Annotated in this window: 11 protein-coding genes and 1 rRNA gene; 6 read left to right on the top strand and 6 right to left on the bottom strand. The window is 75.2% G+C overall.

What is annotated here, in order from left to right; genetic code table 11:
- Positions 1–122 precede the first annotated feature (122 nt).
- The 4 genes from AB1207_RS14785 (at position 123) to AB1207_RS14770 (ending at position 5,814) form a co-directional block, all read left to right on the top strand.
- On the top strand, positions 123–3,989 hold the full coding sequence (locus AB1207_RS14785) for an FtsK/SpoIIIE domain-containing protein (protein WP_367639150.1): 3,867 nt from the start codon (positions 123–125) through the stop codon (positions 3,987–3,989).
- Positions 3,986–4,510, top strand: a complete 525-nt coding sequence (locus tag AB1207_RS14780; protein WP_367639149.1) for a GNAT family N-acetyltransferase — start codon at positions 3,986–3,988, stop codon at positions 4,508–4,510. The genes AB1207_RS14785 and AB1207_RS14780 overlap by 4 nt, the downstream gene beginning before the upstream one ends.
- A gap of 66 nt (positions 4,511–4,576) precedes the next feature.
- Positions 4,577–5,023 carry an ATP-binding protein gene (locus AB1207_RS14775; protein WP_367639148.1) on the top strand — a complete coding sequence of 149 codons (447 nt, stop codon included), beginning with the start codon at positions 4,577–4,579 and terminating at the stop codon, positions 5,021–5,023.
- Positions 5,020–5,814, top strand: coding sequence for a SigB/SigF/SigG family RNA polymerase sigma factor (locus AB1207_RS14770; protein WP_367639147.1), 795 nt, complete (start codon positions 5,020–5,022; stop codon positions 5,812–5,814). The genes AB1207_RS14775 and AB1207_RS14770 overlap by 4 nt, the downstream gene beginning before the upstream one ends.
- A 17-nt stretch (positions 5,815–5,831) precedes the next feature.
- Here the strand turns inward: AB1207_RS14770 and AB1207_RS14765 are convergent, their stop codons facing one another.
- Positions 5,832–6,239 (bottom strand): hypothetical protein, encoded by a 408-nt coding sequence (locus AB1207_RS14765; RefSeq protein WP_367639146.1) that lies wholly within the window; start codon positions 6,237–6,239, stop codon positions 5,832–5,834.
- A gap of 394 nt (positions 6,240–6,633) precedes the next feature.
- On the opposite strand from AB1207_RS14765, the gene AB1207_RS14760 reads away from it, so the two are divergent.
- Positions 6,634–6,882 (top strand): WhiB family transcriptional regulator, encoded by a 249-nt coding sequence (locus AB1207_RS14760; protein WP_179753353.1) that lies wholly within the window; start codon positions 6,634–6,636, stop codon positions 6,880–6,882.
- Positions 6,883–6,956: 74 nt separating this feature from the next.
- Here the strand turns inward: AB1207_RS14760 and AB1207_RS14755 are convergent, their stop codons facing one another.
- Both AB1207_RS14755 and AB1207_RS14750 read right to left on the bottom strand, forming a co-directional pair.
- Positions 6,957–8,459 carry a sensor histidine kinase gene (locus AB1207_RS14755; RefSeq protein ID WP_367639352.1) on the bottom strand — a complete coding sequence of 501 codons (1,503 nt, stop codon included), beginning with the start codon at positions 8,457–8,459 and terminating at the stop codon, positions 6,957–6,959.
- Positions 8,460–8,505: 46 nt separating this feature from the next.
- Entirely contained in the window at positions 8,506–13,461 is a 4,956-nt protein-coding gene (locus AB1207_RS14750; protein ID WP_367639145.1) for an NAD-glutamate dehydrogenase, read from the bottom strand.
- 97 nt (positions 13,462–13,558) lie between these two features.
- Between AB1207_RS14750 and AB1207_RS14745 the strand changes: the two genes are divergently transcribed.
- Positions 13,559–14,059, top strand: coding sequence for a DUF2505 domain-containing protein (locus tag AB1207_RS14745; RefSeq protein ID WP_367639144.1), 501 nt, complete (start codon positions 13,559–13,561; stop codon positions 14,057–14,059).
- Between the two features lie 18 nt (positions 14,060–14,077).
- Here AB1207_RS14745 and AB1207_RS14740 read toward each other — a convergent pair whose 3' ends face one another.
- From AB1207_RS14740 to rrf, 3 genes are all read right to left on the bottom strand, one after another.
- Positions 14,078–14,605, bottom strand: coding sequence for a DUF6912 family protein (locus tag AB1207_RS14740; RefSeq protein WP_367639143.1), 528 nt, complete (start codon positions 14,603–14,605; stop codon positions 14,078–14,080).
- A 2-nt stretch (positions 14,606–14,607) separates the two neighbouring features.
- A complete protein-coding gene (locus AB1207_RS14735) occupies positions 14,608–15,387 on the bottom strand; it encodes a tetratricopeptide repeat protein (protein ID WP_367639142.1) in 780 nt (259 codons plus the stop codon).
- Between the two features lie 1,091 nt (positions 15,388–16,478).
- Positions 16,479–16,595: ribosomal RNA gene (rrf, locus tag AB1207_RS14730) — 5S ribosomal RNA — on the bottom strand.
- Positions 16,596–16,598 lie beyond the last annotated feature (3 nt).

Below are 16,598 nucleotides of genomic sequence, written 5' to 3'. Positions count from 1 at the left end.
AACCGTAGGGGAAAACCGGCGATCGGCATTCGGGTGATGTGGACAACGTCTGGATGGTGTGGACAACTCCGCCCTGTGGACGACTGGCGGGCCCTGTCGGTGCTCCGTGCGAGGCTCCGCCGGTGCCGTTCCGGATGACCGTGCTGGGGGTGGACGTGCTGGTGGAGGTTCCCGCCGGGACGACGCTGGCCGCTGCCCGGGAGCAGTTCGAGGAGGTGACCGGGCCCTGGCCGCAGGACTGGGCGCCGACGTGGGGCCTGGACCCCGGGGCCGTCCTCGGGTTCCCGCCGTTGCTGGCGGGAACCGTCTGGCCGCCCGTCCCCGCACCTGCGGGGGTCGACGGCGTGGAACTCGTGGTCGCGGCCGGACCCGACGCCGGAACGCGGTTCCCGCTCGCGCCGGGGCGGCACGTGGTCGGCCGGGACGAGGCCGGCGCGACGGTCGCGCTCACCGACCCCTCGGTCTCGCGGCGGCACGCGGAACTGCGCGTCGAGGCGTCGATGTCGACGGTCCGTGACCTCGGCTCGCTCAACGGCACGCGGTTGCTGCGGATGGACGACGGCGACCTCGCCGGCGACGACACCTCCCTGCTGGCCGGAGCCCTGTTCGCGGTCGGCGACACCGTCCTGCGCCGCGGGCCGGTGCCCGTGGGTGCGGCCGTCGCCCGACCCGACGGACAGGGCCACCTCCTGGTGAACCGGCCACCGCGCCTGTTGGCCACCCCCGGGCCGCGCACGTGGCGCTGGCCCTCCCCCGCGCCGGAGGCCGAGGCGCCGGGACCGCCCTGGCTGGGGCTGTTCGTGCCGCTGGCGGTCGCCGTCGTGCTCGCCCTCGTCTGGACGCCGCTGTCACTGCTGCTCGGGCTGGCCTCCCCCGTGGTCGCCGGAGGCCAGTGGTGGGGGCAGCGGCGTCGGCACCGGCGCGTGACCGCCCGGGCGGCGGCCGAGCTCACGTCCGCGCGGGACGTCGTCCGCCGCGAGCACGGCGACGCGCTCCAGCGGGAGACCGCCGGGCGACGCGAACGGCACCCCGGCGCCGACGAGGTGCACGCCGAGGTGGTCGGGCGGGGTGACCGGTTGTTCCGCCGGCGCCCGGACGATCCCGACCACCTCACCGTCCGCGTCGGCCTCGGCGAGCTGCCCGCCGCGACGGCCACGCTGCGCGACGGCGAGGGGCCCCTGTCCCGGCTCCGCGACGTCCCGGTCGTCGTCGACCTCGGGGCCGGCGCGGTCGGGGTCTGCGGACGGGGCGAGCACGCGTCCGCGGCGGTGCGCTGGTGGGTGGCGCAACTGGCGGCGTGGCAGGCACCCGCGGACGTCCGGATCCTCACCGCCGCGGAGGAGGAGTGGGCCGGGTGGTTCCCCCACCACGCGGGCCCGCCCGCCGACGGCGACGTGCTGGCGGCGGCCGTGGACCAGGTCCGCGCCCGCGCCACGTCCGGTCCCGCGCCGGGTCCCGCTCTCGTGGTCCTGCTGGACCCGGTCGCGTGGTGGCACGCCGACGCGCGGCTCACCGAACTGCTGACCGACGGTCCCGCGGTCAGGGTGCACACCGTCTGCGTGGGCGCCGGTCCGGCGGAGCTGCCCCCGGCCTGCCGGACGGTCGTCGACCTGGGCTCCACGGTCCCCGTCGTGCGCACGGCCGACGGCGACCAGGCGTTCCGCCCCGACGGCGTCGGTGAGGACTGGGCCGCCGGACTGGCCAGGGCCTGCGCCCCGCTGCTGGCCGCCGGGACGACGTCGGTCGACGTGCTGCCCACCGACGTCCACCTGCTGGACCTCGTGGGTCGCCCCGGCCCCGAGAGCGTGCGACGGACGTGGGCCGACCCCGCTCCCGGTCTGCCGGCCGTGGTCGGGGCGGACGCGGCCGGCCCCGTCACCGTGGACCTGGTGCGCGACGGCCCCCACACGCTGCTGGCGGGCACGACGGGCGCGGGCAAGTCCGTCCTGCTCACCACCCTCGTGCTCGCCCTGGCCCTGCGCACGCCCCCGGACGGGCTGCAGTTCGTCCTCGTGGACTACAAGGGCGGCGCTGCCTTCGGCGGCGTCACCGGGCTCCCCCACGTCGCCGGGCTCGTCACCGACCTCGACGACCAGCTCGCCGCACGCGTCCTGCGCAGCCTGCGGGCCGAGGTGCGCCGCCGCGAACGGGTGCTGGCCGACGCCGGGGCGGCCGACGTGGCCGCCCTGCCGCCCGGCGTCCTGCCGCGGCTCGTCGTGGTCGTGGACGAGTTCCGCGTCCTGTCCCAGGAGGTGCCCGAGTTCGTCGACGGCCTCGTGCGGCTCGCCGCCGTCGGGCGCTCGCTCGGGATCCACCTCGTGCTGGCGACCCAGCGCCCCGCCGGCGTGGTGAGCCCGGAGATCCGCGCCAACACCGACCTGCGCCTCGCGCTGCGGGTGCAGGACCGCGCCGACGCCGAGGACGTCGTCGGCGACCCGCGACCGGCGACGTTCACCGTGCCCGGACGGGCGCTCCTGCGCTCGAGCAGCACCGGAGCACGCTCGTTCCAGACCGCCCGGCTGCGCGGTCCGGTGCGGGGCGCCGTGAGCGTCGAGGCCGTCGACCCGCTGGCGCCCGCAGGCCCCCCGCGGCCGGAGGTGGACGACCTGCCCGGTCTCGTCGAGACCGTCCGCGCCGCCGCCGACCGGCCCCGTCCCGCGCCCCCGTGGCTGCCGCCGCTGCCCGCGGTCGTCGGGGCGGAGGAGGTCCCGCGCACGGCGGACCGCACCCTCGGGTGGGGTCTGGTCGACCTGCCCGACCAGCAGGACCGCGCCGAGGCCCGCTGGGACCTGGACGCCGGCTCGCACCTGCTCGTCGTCGGCGGGGTGCGCAGCGGCCGGACGACCCTGCTGCGCCGGCTGGCCGTGGAGGCGGGCGCCCGACCGGACGTCGAGGTCCACGTCCTCGACGGCGGGGGCGGGCTGCGCGACCTGGCCGGCACCGGGGGCACCGCCTCGGTCGTCGCCCGGGACGAGGTGTGGCGCGCCGGCCGGGTCCTGGAACGGCTGCAGGCCGAGGTGGAGGCCCGCCGAGCCGGGGCTCCCGCCACGGACCACCTGCTGCTCGTCGTCGACGGCTGGGAGTCCTGGTCGGCGGCCCTGGCGGCAGCGGACCCGGTCGCGGGCACCGACCCGCTGCTGCGGTTGCTGCGGGAGGGCTCCGGGGCCGGGCTGCGGGTCGTGGTGGCCGGCGACCGGCAGTGCCTCACGGGCGCCGTCTCGGCGACCGCGGGGCAGGTCGTGCTCCTGCGGACGGCCGACCGCGGGGACGCGAGCCTGCTCGGCGTGCGACCCGCCGAGGTCCCGCGGGCCGCGGTCCCCGGCCGCGGCCTGCTCGTCGTGGACGGCCGGGCCACCGAGGTGCAGGTCGCCCTCCCCCGGGACCCCGCCGCGCCGCGCGCGTGCCGGTGGCCGGTGGCCCCCCTCCCGCGCCGCTGCCCGGTCCCCGCAGCCGCCCCGGGTGGTCTCGTCCTGGGCCGGGGCGGGGACGACGCGGGGGCTGTCGTGGTCACGGCGGACCCCGTGCTCCTCGTGGCCGGCCCGGCCGGCAGCGGACGCACCACCGCGCTGCGGACGCTCGCGGCCCAGGAGCCGGGCAGCGTCTGGGCACGGACGGCCGGCGGACCGGCCGTGCGGGCAGCGCTGGCGGCGGGCCGGCTGGTGCTGGTGGACGACGCGGTCCGGCCGCTGCCCCCGGACGTCGAGGACGCGCTGGTCGCGGCCCTGCAGGGCGGCGAGCCGGTCCGCGTCGTCGTCGCCGGTGAGGGGCAGGAGCTGACGGGCAGCTTCCGCGGGGTCGCGGCGCTGGCCCGCACGACGGCCCGCACGACGGTGCTGCTGGGCCGTTCGGACCGCGTGCCGGCCGAGCTCGTCGGCCGCCGTCCGGTCCCCGCGCCCGGTCCCGGACCCGGCGCGGGCTTCGTGGTGCGCGACGGGGTCTGGACCAGCGTGCGGGTGGGCGCCACCGACTGCCCTACCGTGGCTCCGTGAGCACCCCAGCCCCGTGGGCGACCCTGCGCACCGCCACCCCCGAGGACGGCGCGGCCATCGCGGGCCTGGTCCGGGAACTGGCCGAGTACGAGCGCGAGCCGGAGGCCGCGACGGCGAGCGCCCAGGACTTCGCCCGCGCCCTGCAGCCGGGTACGGGGATCGGCTGCGTGGTGGCGGAGGTCGAGGTGGACGGCCGTCCCGAGGTGGTCGGCATGGCCCTGTGGTACACGACGTTCTCGACGTGGCTCGGCCGGCAGGGCATGTGGCTCGAGGACCTCTACGTCCGTCCCGAGCACCGGCGCGGCGGCATCGGGTCGGCCTTCTTCGCCGAGCTCGGGCGCATCTGCACCGAGCGGGGTTTCGGTCGGCTGGAGTTCTGGGTCCTGGACTGGAACACCTCCGCGCACGCCTTCTACCGGGCCCTCGGGGCGCGGCCGGAGGACGAGTGGACGGTCTGGCGGCTGGACGGCGAGCAGCTGGCGACGCTCGGTGGTGACACCCCGGCCCCGGCCGTGACCTAACGTGGTCACGCTTGTACGTTGAGCAGCAGCTCCGCGCTGTACCCGGCCCCGAAAGGACCCAGCCACGTGTCGACCTCCACGACCGGTGAACCGGCCGGCGATCCGGTCGCGGACGCCTCCACCGACCTGGTGGAGCTGCGGGTCCCGGCCGACCCGGCGTACCTGACGGTCGTGCGCACCGCGAGCGCCGGACTGGCCGCGCGGCTGGACCTGACGCTCGACGAGATCGAGGACCTGCGCATCGCCGTCGACGAGGCGTGCACGCTGCTGCTCGGGCCCTCGCCGTCGGACGCCGAGCTGGTGGCGACCTTCCGCCTCGGCGACGGGTCCCTCGAGGTCGAGGTGCGCGGCCCGGCGCGCGAACTGCCCGAACGTTCGAGCTTCGCGTGGGCGGTGCTCGAGGCCCTCGTCGGCGAGGTCTTCACCGGCACCTCGGCCACCGGGGCGTGGATCGTGCTGCGGCACAGCAAGACGTCGGGGGCGGCCGCCAGCGTGGCCGCGGGGGTCGGGTGAACGGGACGTCGCACCGCTCGCCGGCGCGGGACGTGCCGGCGGCACGCGAGGGCGAGCACGACGCGGACGCCCCACTCCTGGAGCGCATGGCCTCCCTCGCACCCGACGACCCCGAGCGGCTCCACCTGCGCGAGCAGCTGACGCGCCGCCACCTGCCGTTGGCCGAGCACCTGGCCGCCCGCTTCTCAGGCCGCGGCGAGCCGCAGGACGACCTCGCCCAGGTCGCGACCATCGGGCTGCTCAAGGCCCTCGACCGCTTCGACCCCACCCGCGGCGTGCCGTTCGGGGCGTACGCCGTACCGACGATGCTGGGCGAGATCAAGCGGCACTTCCGCGACCGCGGCTGGGCGATGCGGGTGCCGCGCCGGGTCCAGGAGGCGGGCCGCTTGCTCGCCGACACCCGGGAGGTCCTCACCCAGGAGCTGGGCCGCGCCCCGACGGTGGCCGAGCTGGCCGAGCGCACCGGCCACGAGGCCGACGACGTCGTCGAGGTGCTCGAGGCCGCGAACGCCTACTCGACCGTCCCGCTGGACACGGGTTCCCCCACGTCCCCGGCCCTCGCGCTCGGCGAGGACGACGCTGCGCTGGAGAACGTCGAGAACCGCGAGGCGCTGCGCCCGCTGCTGGCGGCCCTGCCCGTGCGGGAACGGCGGATCCTCGTGCTGCGCTTCGTCCGCGGCATGTCCCAGTCGCAGATCGCGGCCGAGGTCGGCATCTCGCAGATGCACGTGTCCCGGCTGCTCACCCGGACGCTGGCCCAGCTGCGCGACGGCCTCGGCGACGTCGACTGACGGTCGGCGACCGACCGTCAGCGACCGACCTCGTCGGAGACCGACGGCAGGAAGAGGCCGACGCCGACGGCGAGGGCGGGCACGACGAGGAGCGCCCCGAGCCACGGCGACCCCCCGGTGAACGCGGGCAGGCCGGCCGCGATCTGCAGGACCTGCCACACGACGAGCGGCGAGCGCGCCCACGTCGCCCGCTGGAGCAGGCCGCGGGCGCAGAACGCCAGGCCCGCGGCGAACACGACGGCGAGCAGGACGACCGACAGCCCGGCCAGCGGAGCACGCGACCCCTCGACGACCAGACCGTGCACGAGGTAGGCGGCCCCGGCCAGCAGGAGGAGGACCTCGACGCCGACGACCACGGCGATGGCCGTCAGCAGTGGCGGGCGGGGGCGATGTGTCGCAGCCTTGGGCGCGGGGACGGACGGCACGGGAGCACGGTACGGCAGCACGTCGGGGGCCTCCCCCGGTCCGTAGCGGCGCGTCCCCCCAGCGAGGGTCATGACTCGGCGTGTCGAACCGGGCGCGCCGGGAGACCACGGATTACCGGGAGGGGTCTGCTGTGTTACGACCGTGTGACGTACTCGACATGCGTTCCTCACGATCGACCTGGTCCCACCTCTTGTGAAAGCGCGCACGAGGTGTGACTCTGGATCCCGACGCGATCCCCGACACACGTCGTCACCTGGGAAGTTGCAGGTGAGGAGCATGTGTCCTGGCACCGCCGGCGTTGCCGGTGCTCAGGGATCCCGCGTGTCCAGCTCGTTTCCGCGAGGTTGACACGTGTGTCCTGAGACCGAACACGCGAGAAGGAGTGGAACCCCCATGGACTGGCGCCACAATGCCGCCTGCCTCGACGAAGACCCCGAGCTGTTCTTCCCCATCGGGAACACGGGCCCCGCGATCCTGCAGATCGAAGAGGCCAAGGCCGTCTGCCGCCGCTGCGACGTCGTCGACTCCTGCCTGAAGTGGGCGCTGGAGACCGGCCAGGACGCGGGCGTGTGGGGCGGCATGAGCGAGGACGAGCGTCGCGCCCTCAAGCGCCGCGCCGCCCGCGCCCGCCGCGCGAGCTGACACCCGCCGCACCAGCACGACACTGAGCGAGGCCCCCGACTCCGGTCGGGGGCCTCGCTGACGTCGTGACCCGCTCAGTTGCGGACGCTGCCGATCTGGGCGACGTCCCGCCGCACGCGCAGGTCCAGCCGGACCTCCGTCCCCCCGGACTCGCTGGCGCCGAACTCCATGCGCCCCCGCAGTTCTCCCGCCACGAGCGAGCGGACGATCTGGGTCCCGAGCCCGGAACTGCCGACCTGGAAGTCCGCCGGCAACCCGACGCCGTCGTCGCTGACGACGACCTCGATCCGGTCGTCGGCGGTGTGCTCGACCTTGACCACCACGGTCCCGGCCTTGTCGGACCCGAAGCCGTGCTCGACGGCGTTCGTCACCAGCTCGGTCAGGACGAGCGCGAGCGCCGTCGCGTCCTCCTGCCGCAGCTCGCCGAACCGGCCCTCGCGCACGGTGCGGACGCGTTCGGCGTTCTCCATCGCGACCTCGGCGGCCATCATGAGGCAGCGGTCGAGGACCTGGTCGAAGTCGACGTTCTCGTCGATGCCCTGCGACAGCGTCTCGTGGACGGTGGCGATGGTGGCGACCCGCCGCATCGCCTCCTGCAGCGCCGAGCGCCCCTCCTCCGAGCCGATGCGCCGCGACTGCAGCCGCAGCAGCGCAGCCACCGTCTGCAGGTTGTTCTTGACCCGGTGGTGCACCTCGCGGATCGTCGCGTCCTTCGTCATGAGTTCGCGCTCACGACGGCGCAGTTCGGACACGTCGCGCACGAGCAGCAGCGCCGCGGTGCGCACCGCCGCGCCGTTCTCCTTGCGCGTCAACGGGATCGCCCGCATCGACAGGGTCGCCGCGTCCGTCTCGAGGTCGGTGCGCCAGGGTGCCCGGCCGGTGACGACCAGGGGCAGCGACTCGTCGACCGGCAGGTGGGAGGCGGCCAGCGAACTGGAGATCTCGGCGAGGTTGGCCCCGACCAGTTCGCCGATGAGGCCGGCGCGGTGGAACGCGGACAGCGCGTTGGGGCTGGCGTAGGTGACGACCCCGTCGGCGTCGAGACGGAGCATCCCGTCCCCGACGCGGGGGGCGCCGCGGCGCGGGCCCGTCGGCGCCGCCGTCTGCGGGAACTCCCCCGCGGCGATCATGCGGGTGAGGTCGTCGGCGCACTTGACGTAGTTCAGCTCCAGGCGGCTGGGCGTCCGCGACGTCGCCAGGTTGGTGTGCCGGGCCAGGACGCCGAGGACGACGCCCTCCCGGACGACGGGGATGGTCTCCTCGCGCACGGGGACGTCGTCGTCCCACTCCGGGTCGCGACCGCGCAGGCTGCGCGCCTCGTCGAACGTCGTGTCCACCTGCGGACGGCGACCGCGTTCGAGCACGGCCCCGACGACGTCGTCGTAGTGCACCGTCGGGCCGGTGGTGGGACGGCAGTGCGCGACCGCGACGAAGTGCTGACGGTCGGCCGTCGGGACCCACAGGACGAGGTCGGCGAACGACAGGTCGGAGATGAGCTGCCAGTCGCCGACGAGCAACCGCAACCACTCCGCCTCCGCGCCCGAGATCGCGGTCTGGGAGTGCAGCAGGTCCGACATGGTGGGCACCGCACGAGCGTACGGGCCGACCACGCCGGACCTCCGCTCAGCCCGCGCGCAGGACGGTGCGCAGCGCCCGCAGTCCCACGGACAGCGCCGCGAGGTCCCCGGCGCCCGGTTCGCCCTCCAGGTCCGTCATCGTCTGCTGCGCCCGCCGCACGGCCGGGGCGTGCGCGGTCTCCCACGCCTGCACGGCGTCCGCCGCGTCGACCGGGGCACCCGCGGGCACCTCGGCGACCACGGCGGCCGTGAAGTCCCGCACGGCCGAGTACAGGTCGTCGCGCAGCGCCGCCCGGGCCAGGGACTGCCAGCGGTCCCCGCGCGGGAGCGCGGCGATCCCCTCCAGCACCGTGGTGATGGCGTAGCGGCGGGACAGCTCGTACCAGACCGCCGCGATCTCCTCGACGGTGCGGCCGCTCGCGTCGGCGACCTCCACGACGTCCAGCAGCGGGAACAGGGACAGCAGGGCCACCGTCCGCAGCGCCTCGTCCGCGGGGACCCCGCGCTCGGTGAACCACTCCGCCTCGGCCTGCAGCGTCGCCGCGTCGTCGAGGTCGACGATCGAGGGCGCCAGCCGGGCGACGGCCGGGGCGAACCGGGCGATCTCGGCGGGGACGTCGATCCCCTCGGGCCGGGTGTGCAGGAGCCAGCGCACCGAGCGGTCCAGCAGCCGCTGGTGGGCCTGGCGCATGCGGGACTGCGCGTACGCCTCCACCTGCCCGTCCAGGGCCTCGACGGCCGCGGCCCGCTCGGGCAGCCCGAACACCTGGGAGGCGACGACGAAGGCCCGCACGACGTCGGCGGGGTCGGACCCGGTCTCCTCGGCGGCGCGGAACGCGAACGTCAGCCCCCCGGTCCCGACGACGTGGTTGACCAGGACCGTGGTCGCGATCTCCCGGCGCAGCGGGTGGTCGGTGAGGTGGTCGCCGAACCGCTCGCCCAGTTCCGCGGGGAAGTACCCGCGCAGGGTCGCCGCGACCCACTCCTCGTCCGGCAGCGCGCTGTCCAGCACCGCGCGGCCGAGGGTGATCTTGGCGTGGGCGATGAGGACCGACAGTTCGGGCATCGTCAGCCCGCCGCCCTCGCGGGCGCGCCGGTCGAGCTCGGCCGACGACGGCAGGGCCTCCAGCCGCCGGTCGACGTCCCCGGCGCGCACGAGGACGTCGAGGAACCGCCGGTGCGCCGGCAGCAGGCCTGAGGCGAAGCTCCCCTCGACGCTCAGCACGACGTTCTGGTCGTAGTTGTCGCGCAGGACGAGGTGGCCGACCTCGTCGGTCATCCGCAGCAGGGTCTCGTTCCGGTCGGCCGGGTCGAGCTGCCCCTGCGTCACGAGGTGGTCCAGCAGGATCTTGATGTTGACCTCGTGGTCGCTGCAGTCGACGCCGGCGGAGTTGTCGATGGCGTCGGTGTTGAGCTTGACGCCCTCGCCACCCGGACCGCCGGACTGCGCCGCCTCGATGCGCCCGCGCTGGGTGAGGCCGAGGTTCCCGCCCTCCCCGACGACGCGGACGCGCAGGTCGCGGCCGTCGATGCGGATGGCGTCGTTCGCCTTGTCGCCCACGTCGGCGTGCGACTCGGTCGACGCCTTGACGTAGGTCCCGATGCCGCCGTTCCAGAACAGGTCGACGGGCGCGGCCAGGACCGCCTTGAGCAGGTCGACCGGCGACATCGACCGCGTCGCCGGGTCCAGGCCGAGGCGCTGGGCGACCTGCGGACTGACGGGTACGGACTTCGCCGTGCGGGGGTAGACGCCCCCGCCCTCGGAGACGAGGGAGGTGTCGTAGTCGGCCCACGACGACCGCGGCAGGGCGAACAACCGCGCGCGTTCGGCGTGCGAGGCGGCCGGGTCGGGGTCGGGGTCGAGGAACACGTGCCGGTGGTCGAACGCCGCCACGAGCCGGATCTGCTGCGACAGCAGCATCCCGTTGCCGAAGACGTCACCGCTCATGTCCCCGACGCCCACGACGGTGAACGGATCGGACTGGGTGTCGTGCCCGAGTTCGCGGAAGTGCCGGCGCACGCTCTCCCACGCCCCGCGGGCCGTGATGCCCATGGCCTTGTGGTCGTACCCGACGGATCCGCCGGAGGCGAACGCGTCGCCCAGCCAGAAACCCCGCGAGACCGCGATCTCGTTGGCGATGTCGGAGAACGTCGCCGTCCCCTTGTCGGCCGCGACGACGAGGTAGGAGTCGTCCCCGTCGTAGCGGACGACGTCGACGGGCGGCACCGTCGTGCGCACCCCGTCGACCAACCGCAGGTCGTCGGTGATGTCGAGCAGGCCGGAGATGAACGTCCGGTAGCAGGCGATCCCCTCGGCCCACCACGCGTCCCGGTCCACCGACGGGTCCGGGAGCTGCTTGGCGACGAAACCCCCCTTGGCCCCCGTCGGGACGATGACGGCGTTCTTCACGATCTGCGCCTTCACCAGCCCCAGGACCTCGGTGCGGAAGTCCTCGCGCCGGTCCGACCAGCGCAGACCGCCGCGGGCGACCTCGCCGAACCGCAGGTGCACGCCCTCCACCCGCGGGGAGTAGACCCAGACCTCCGCGTGCGGCGCGGGTTCGGGCATCCCCGCCACGAGCCGCGGCGAGAGCTTGAACGACAGGTACGGGTGGGGCCTGCCGTCCGGCCCGTCCTGGTAGGCGTTCGTGCGCACGACGGCCTGCACGACGGACAGCAGCGCCCGCAGGATCCGGTCGGCGTCCAGGCTCGCGACGCCGTCCAGCGCGCCGCGCGTCTCCTCGGCGAGCGCGTCGACGAGTTCGGCCCGCTCGTCCTCGTGGCCCGGCCGCGTCGGCGCGAACCGCGCCTCGAACAACCGGACGACGAGCCGGGTGATGCCGACGTCGCCCAGCAGGCAGTTGGCGACGTAGTCCAGCGAGTACGCCAGCCCCACCTGCCGCAGGTAGCGCACGAGCGCGCGCACGACGGCGACCTGCCGCCACGTGAGCTGGCCGGCCAGGACGAGCCGGGCCAGGCTGTCGCTCTCGGCCTGACCCGACCAGGCGGCCGCGAAGGCCTCGGTGAACCGGGTGCGTGCCGCGGCCGCGTCGGCGTCGAGGTGCCAGACGTCGACCGGCAGCCGCAGGCCCACGTCGTCGACCCAGACCCGCCGGCCGTCCTCGCGCGTCAGCTGGTGCGGGCGTTCGTCGGTGACCTCGACGCCGAGGTCGGACAGGACCGGCAGCACCGCGCTGAGGGTGACCGGGCTCGTCCGGTAGCTCGTCATCCGCCACGACCGCGGCTGCTCGGGGTCCTCGCGCAGGTCCAGGAGCGGCTGGTCGCGCTGCTCGCCGTCGGCGCGGTCCAGCAGCTCCTCGGCCCGCTGCAGGTCCGCGACGGCCCGCTCGACGGGCACCGACGCCCGGTAGCCGTTGGGGATGCCGCCGGCCCAGCGCCGCACGAGGGCGGCGCCGGCGTCCCCGGCCCGCTCCCGGGCGTCGTCGACGACGTCGTCCTCCCACGACCGGGCGGCGCGGGCGACGTCGGCCTCGAGCTGGGAGACGTCGACGTCGGTGAGCTCCTCCCCGGCGCGGGCGCGGACGACCACGTGCAGGCGGGCCAGCACGGACTCCGAGACGCGCAGCGTGTGCTCGACGGACCCGCCGTCGAACGCGTCCTGCAGGAGCGACTCGATGCGCGCGCCCACCCGCGTCGTGTAGCGGTCGCGCGGCATGTAGACGAGGCAGGACATGAAGCGGCGGTAGTCGTCGCGGCGCAGGAACACCCGCGTCCGGCGTCGCTCCTGCAGGCGCAGGACGGCCAGCGACGTCTGCAGGACGGTCTCGACGTCGGACTGCAGCAGCTCGTCGCGCGGGAACGTCTCGAGGATGCTCAGCAGGTCCTTGGCCGAGTGCCCCCCGGAGCCGAACCCGGCGCGCTGCAGCACCTCCGTGACCTTCTCGGCGACGACGGGGACGCGCTTGACGGAGTCGGTGTAGGCCACCGAGGTGAACAACCCGAGGAACCGCAGCTCCCCGGTGACGCGGCCGTCGGCGTCGAACTTCTTCACGCCGACGTAGTCGAGGAACGCCGGCCGGTGCACGGTCGCCTGCGCGTTGGCCTTCGTCACGACGAGCACCTGCGGCTCGGTCGCCTTGTCCCGCACCGGGCCCGAGAGCTTGCGCTCCCGGCCCCCGCGCCGGCCGGGCCGCTCGGCGAGGACACCGAGACCCGTGCCGGACCGGGCGACGAGCAGGACGTCCTCGTCCCCCTCGGCCGCCTCCCCGTCCGCGCAGGGGGCGGTCACGAGGTCGTACTCGCGGTAGCCGAGGAACGTGAAGCGGTCGTCGGCCATCCAGCGCAGGAACCGCTCGGCGGTGCGCAGCTCCGCGTCGGCGATCCCCTTGGGCGGATCGATCTGCAGGGCGTCGGCGATCTGCAGCGCCTTGGCGCGCATGGGCTGCCAGCCGTTCACGGCGGCGCGGACGTCGTCGAGGACGCCCTGCAGGCTCGTGAGCAGCTCCTCGTCGGCCTCCGGAGCGCCCGCGGTGTCGATCTCGATGCGGATCCAGGACTCGGCCGGTTCCGACGGCGGGGCGGTGCCGACGTCGTGGAGGTCCTCCAGGGTCCCGTCGGCCGCACGGCGCGCCGCGAGCCGCGGGTGGACGAGCAGGTGGATGCCGCGCCCCGCGCGGGTCAGCGCTGCGGTGAGGCTGTCGACGAGGAAGGACATGTCGTCGGTGACGACCTCGACGGTCGACCGGCCCTCCCCCGCACCCGAGGTGGGGCCGTCGACGATGCGGACGAGGGTGGTGCCCGGTCGGCGGACCGCCCCGCACCGCACGTGCGAGGCGACGGCCGCCAGGAGTTCCGCCGGAGCGCGCTCGGCGAGGTCATCGGGCGCGGTGTGGGCGAAGTAGTCCAGCAGCAGCCGCTCGACGGCCGTCCCGGAGCTCAGGGCCGGCGGCATCCCCTCCCCCCAGCGGTCGTCTCGGGCGGTCGAGGCGGCTCGGACGAGCTCACGGACGCTGCCGGCGGGGGCCGAGGTCGAGGCGGGCATCACTGCTCCGGTTCGCGGGTGGATACGCGCTGCCAGCCTAGTCGTGATCACGGCCGGTCCGCAGGGGGACGCGCGAGGCGGCACCTAGAGTGACGCCGTGCCCACCCCGTTCTCCGAGCAGACGCGCTTCACCGCGCCCCCCACCGCCGTGCACGCGGTCCTCGTCGACCCGGCGTTCCTGCGCGCCCGCGCCGAACGCTCCGGTGCGCTCGAGCACACCGAGTCGGTGTCCGCGGACGGCGAGGCCGTCGTGGTGACGAGCACCCGCACGGTGAGCACGGACGTCCTGCCGGCGGCGGCATCGCGCTTCCTCGGGTCCACCGCGGTCGTCGAGCAGGTCGAGCGGTGGGACCCGGCGGCTGCCGACGGGAGCCGCCGGTCGCACCTGACGCTGACGATCCGGAACGCGCCCGTGACGCTGACGGCGTCCTCGGTCCTGGCGCCCGACGGTCCGGGCAGCTCCCACCGCCTCGACGGCACGCTCGAGGTCCGGGTGCCACTCCTGGGCGGCCAGGTCGAGCGGGCCGCCCTGCCGGGCCTGCTCCAGCTCGTCCGCTCGGAGTCGGCCCTGGCGCAGGAGTGGGCCGCAGGAGCCTGAGCGGTCCGGGGGACCGCCTCAGGGACCGACGCTGAGCAGGATCGGCAGCTCGCCGGCGTCGTACCAGAGGAGGTCGTGCCCTTCGCACGCCTCGACCGTGAACTGCGCGTCCTCGTCGCCGGCGTCGGCCGCGGGCAGCGCGGCGACCGCCGCCCGCACGTCCGCCTCGGCGTCACCGTCGTCGACGTGGACGCTGGCGAGGTCGTCGAGCGTCAACGGGACGGTGAGGCGCACCTGCGAGCGCTCGGGCGCGGCCCACCCCGCGCGTCCCACCTCCACGGCGGCGTCGGGGACGTCGAGGGCGAGCACCACCCGGCGGGCGGCGCCGCCCGCGGCCTCCGCCGCGAGCATCCGCACCGACTCCCCCGCGGCGTCCGTCATCGCGACGTACTCCAGCTCCTCCTCGAGGTCGCGCGGATCGGCGTCCGCGTAGTAGTCCCGGAGGGTGGGGGTCACGGCGTGCACGGTGACGGGCGCCGCCGCCAGCTCAGCGGTGTCGGCGAGGCGGGCGAGGGCCGCGAGGGTCGTCGGCCAGTAGACGCGCACGGTCAGTGCCCGTCCGTGGCGTCGTCCTCGTCACGCCCGGCCCTGTCACCGGCCTCCTCGACCTCGGCCTCCTCGACCTCGCCGACCTCGGCCTCGTCGTCCTCGGCCTCGTCGTCCTCGTCGTCCCAGACCTCGTCGAAGACGATGCCGTCGATCTCGTCGAGGCGCTCGGCCGCGTCGGTCTCGCCGTCGGCGTCGGCCTCGGCGGCCTTGACCAGCCAGTCCCGCGCCTCGGCGGTGCGGCCCACGGAGATCAGCGCGTCCGCGTAGGCGTACCAGAGGCGCGCGCGCCAGGGCGCACGGCTGTTGGTGCGCAGCTGCTGCACCTGCAAGGACACGACGGCCGCGTCGTGCTGACCGAGGTCGTGGCGCGCCCCGGCCGCGACGATGAGCATCTCCACCTTCGCCGGGGTGTCCAGGCCGGCGACCTCGGGCGAGGTCGCGAGGTCCAGGGCGCGCTCCGGGCGGCCCAAACCGCGCTCGCAGTCCGCCATGAGGGGCAGGTAGCTGTCGTCGCCCGTCATCCGGCGCACGGTGCGCAGCTCGGCCAGCGCCTCGCGGAAGTGGCCCGCTTTGTAGGCGGCGATGCCCGCGGCCTCACGGACGGCGGCGATGCGTCCCCCGCGCTTCTGCGCCACGAGCGCGTGCTGCCACGCCGCCTCGGGGTCGACCTCGAGGAGCTGGCCGCTGGCGACGAGGTGCTTGGCGACGACGTCCGCGCTCTCGCTGGGCAGGCTCTGCACCGCACGACGGACGTCGGGCGCCAGCTCCTTGCCGGTCACGCCGTCCGGGATGCGGGGGCCCGTCGGACGGGGCGGACGGCTGTCCCGGCCACGGTCGGCGCCGGCCGAGCGGACCGGGCCGCGGTCGGTGCGACGGGGACGCTCGTCCGCCCGCTGCGGACGGTCGCGGAAGGGGCGGTCACCGCGGTCCGGGCGGCCGGCACGCTCGGGACGGCCGGCGCCACCACGAGCGCCGGGACGCTCCCCGGAACGCATGTCGGGCCGGGCACCGCTGCGGAACCCGCCACGGGTCTCACCGCGGCTTACACCGCGGGATTCACCGCGAGATTCACCGCGGGATTCACCGCGAGCGTCCCCGCGAGACTGGTTGCTGCGGAACGAGTCGCGCTGCGGACGGTCGGAGCGGGGGCGGTCGTCGTCACGACGCGGACGGTCGTCGCGACGGGGTCGCTCATCACGACGAGGACGGTCGTCGTCGCGTCGCGGACGCTCGGTCCGGGGCCCGCGGTCCTCCCACGGACGGTCGGTGCGACGGGGACGGTCGTCCCGCTGGCGGTCGTCACGGGGACGGTCACCGTAGGAGCGCTGGGGGCGGTCGTCACGCTGGCGGTCGTCACGGGGGCGGTCACCGTAGGAACGCTGGGGGCGTTCGTCGCGCTGGCGGTCGACACGGGGACGGTCGCCGTAGGAACGCTGCGGACGGTCGCCCTGACGGTCATCGCGCTGGCGGTCGTCACGGGGACGGTCACCGTAGGAACGCTGCGGGCGGTCACCCTGACGGGCCCCGTCACGAACGGGACGACTGGGACGCTGGTCGTCACCGGCGCTCGAACGACGAGGACGGTCGCGGTCAGGACGCTGCGAGGAGTCGGAGCGACGAGGACCACCGGAGCGGAAACCGCCGGCGCCGCCACGTGCGCCGCCGCTCGGCCGACGCTCGTTGTTCCCGCCGCCGCGCGAACCCTGCTCTGCCATGCCGATCTCCCCACCGCCGCGCTGTGCGCGGATGTCCTCGTCGCTTTTCACGTTGATGCTCGTCGAACGAGCGGTCCAGCCTCTCACACGGGCTGGACATGACGATGGGGAGCGCCTCCCGAAGGAGGCACTCCCCATCACTCACGAATGTGAGTGGCCGGCGGTGACCTACTCTCCCACCCAGTCTCCCGAGCAGTACCATCGGCGCTGGTGGGCTTAGCTTCCGGGTTCGGAATGAGACCGGGCGTTTCCCCACCGCTATGACCACCGGACCA

Source organism: Kineococcus endophyticus, assembly GCF_040796495.1.
In the GTDB taxonomy this organism is placed as follows: Bacteria; Actinomycetota; Actinomycetes; order Actinomycetales; family Kineococcaceae; genus Kineococcus; species Kineococcus endophyticus.
The sequence above is the reverse complement of the archived record's forward strand: the minus strand, read 5'-3'. Positions and strand labels throughout refer to the sequence as shown.

What these genes read in the sequence shown, in the direction of transcription:
- AB1207_RS14760 (WP_179753353.1), top strand. Translation starts at nt 6,634, where the DNA reads ATGGACTGGCGCCACAATGCCGCCTGCCTCGACGAAGACCCCGAGCTG.
- AB1207_RS14755 (WP_367639352.1), bottom strand. Translation starts at nt 8,459, where the DNA reads ATGTCGGACCTGCTGCACTCCCAGACCGCGATCTCGGGCGCGGAGGCG.
- AB1207_RS14750 (WP_367639145.1), bottom strand. Translation starts at nt 13,461, where the DNA reads ATGCCCGCCTCGACCTCGGCCCCCGCCGGCAGCGTCCGTGAGCTCGTC.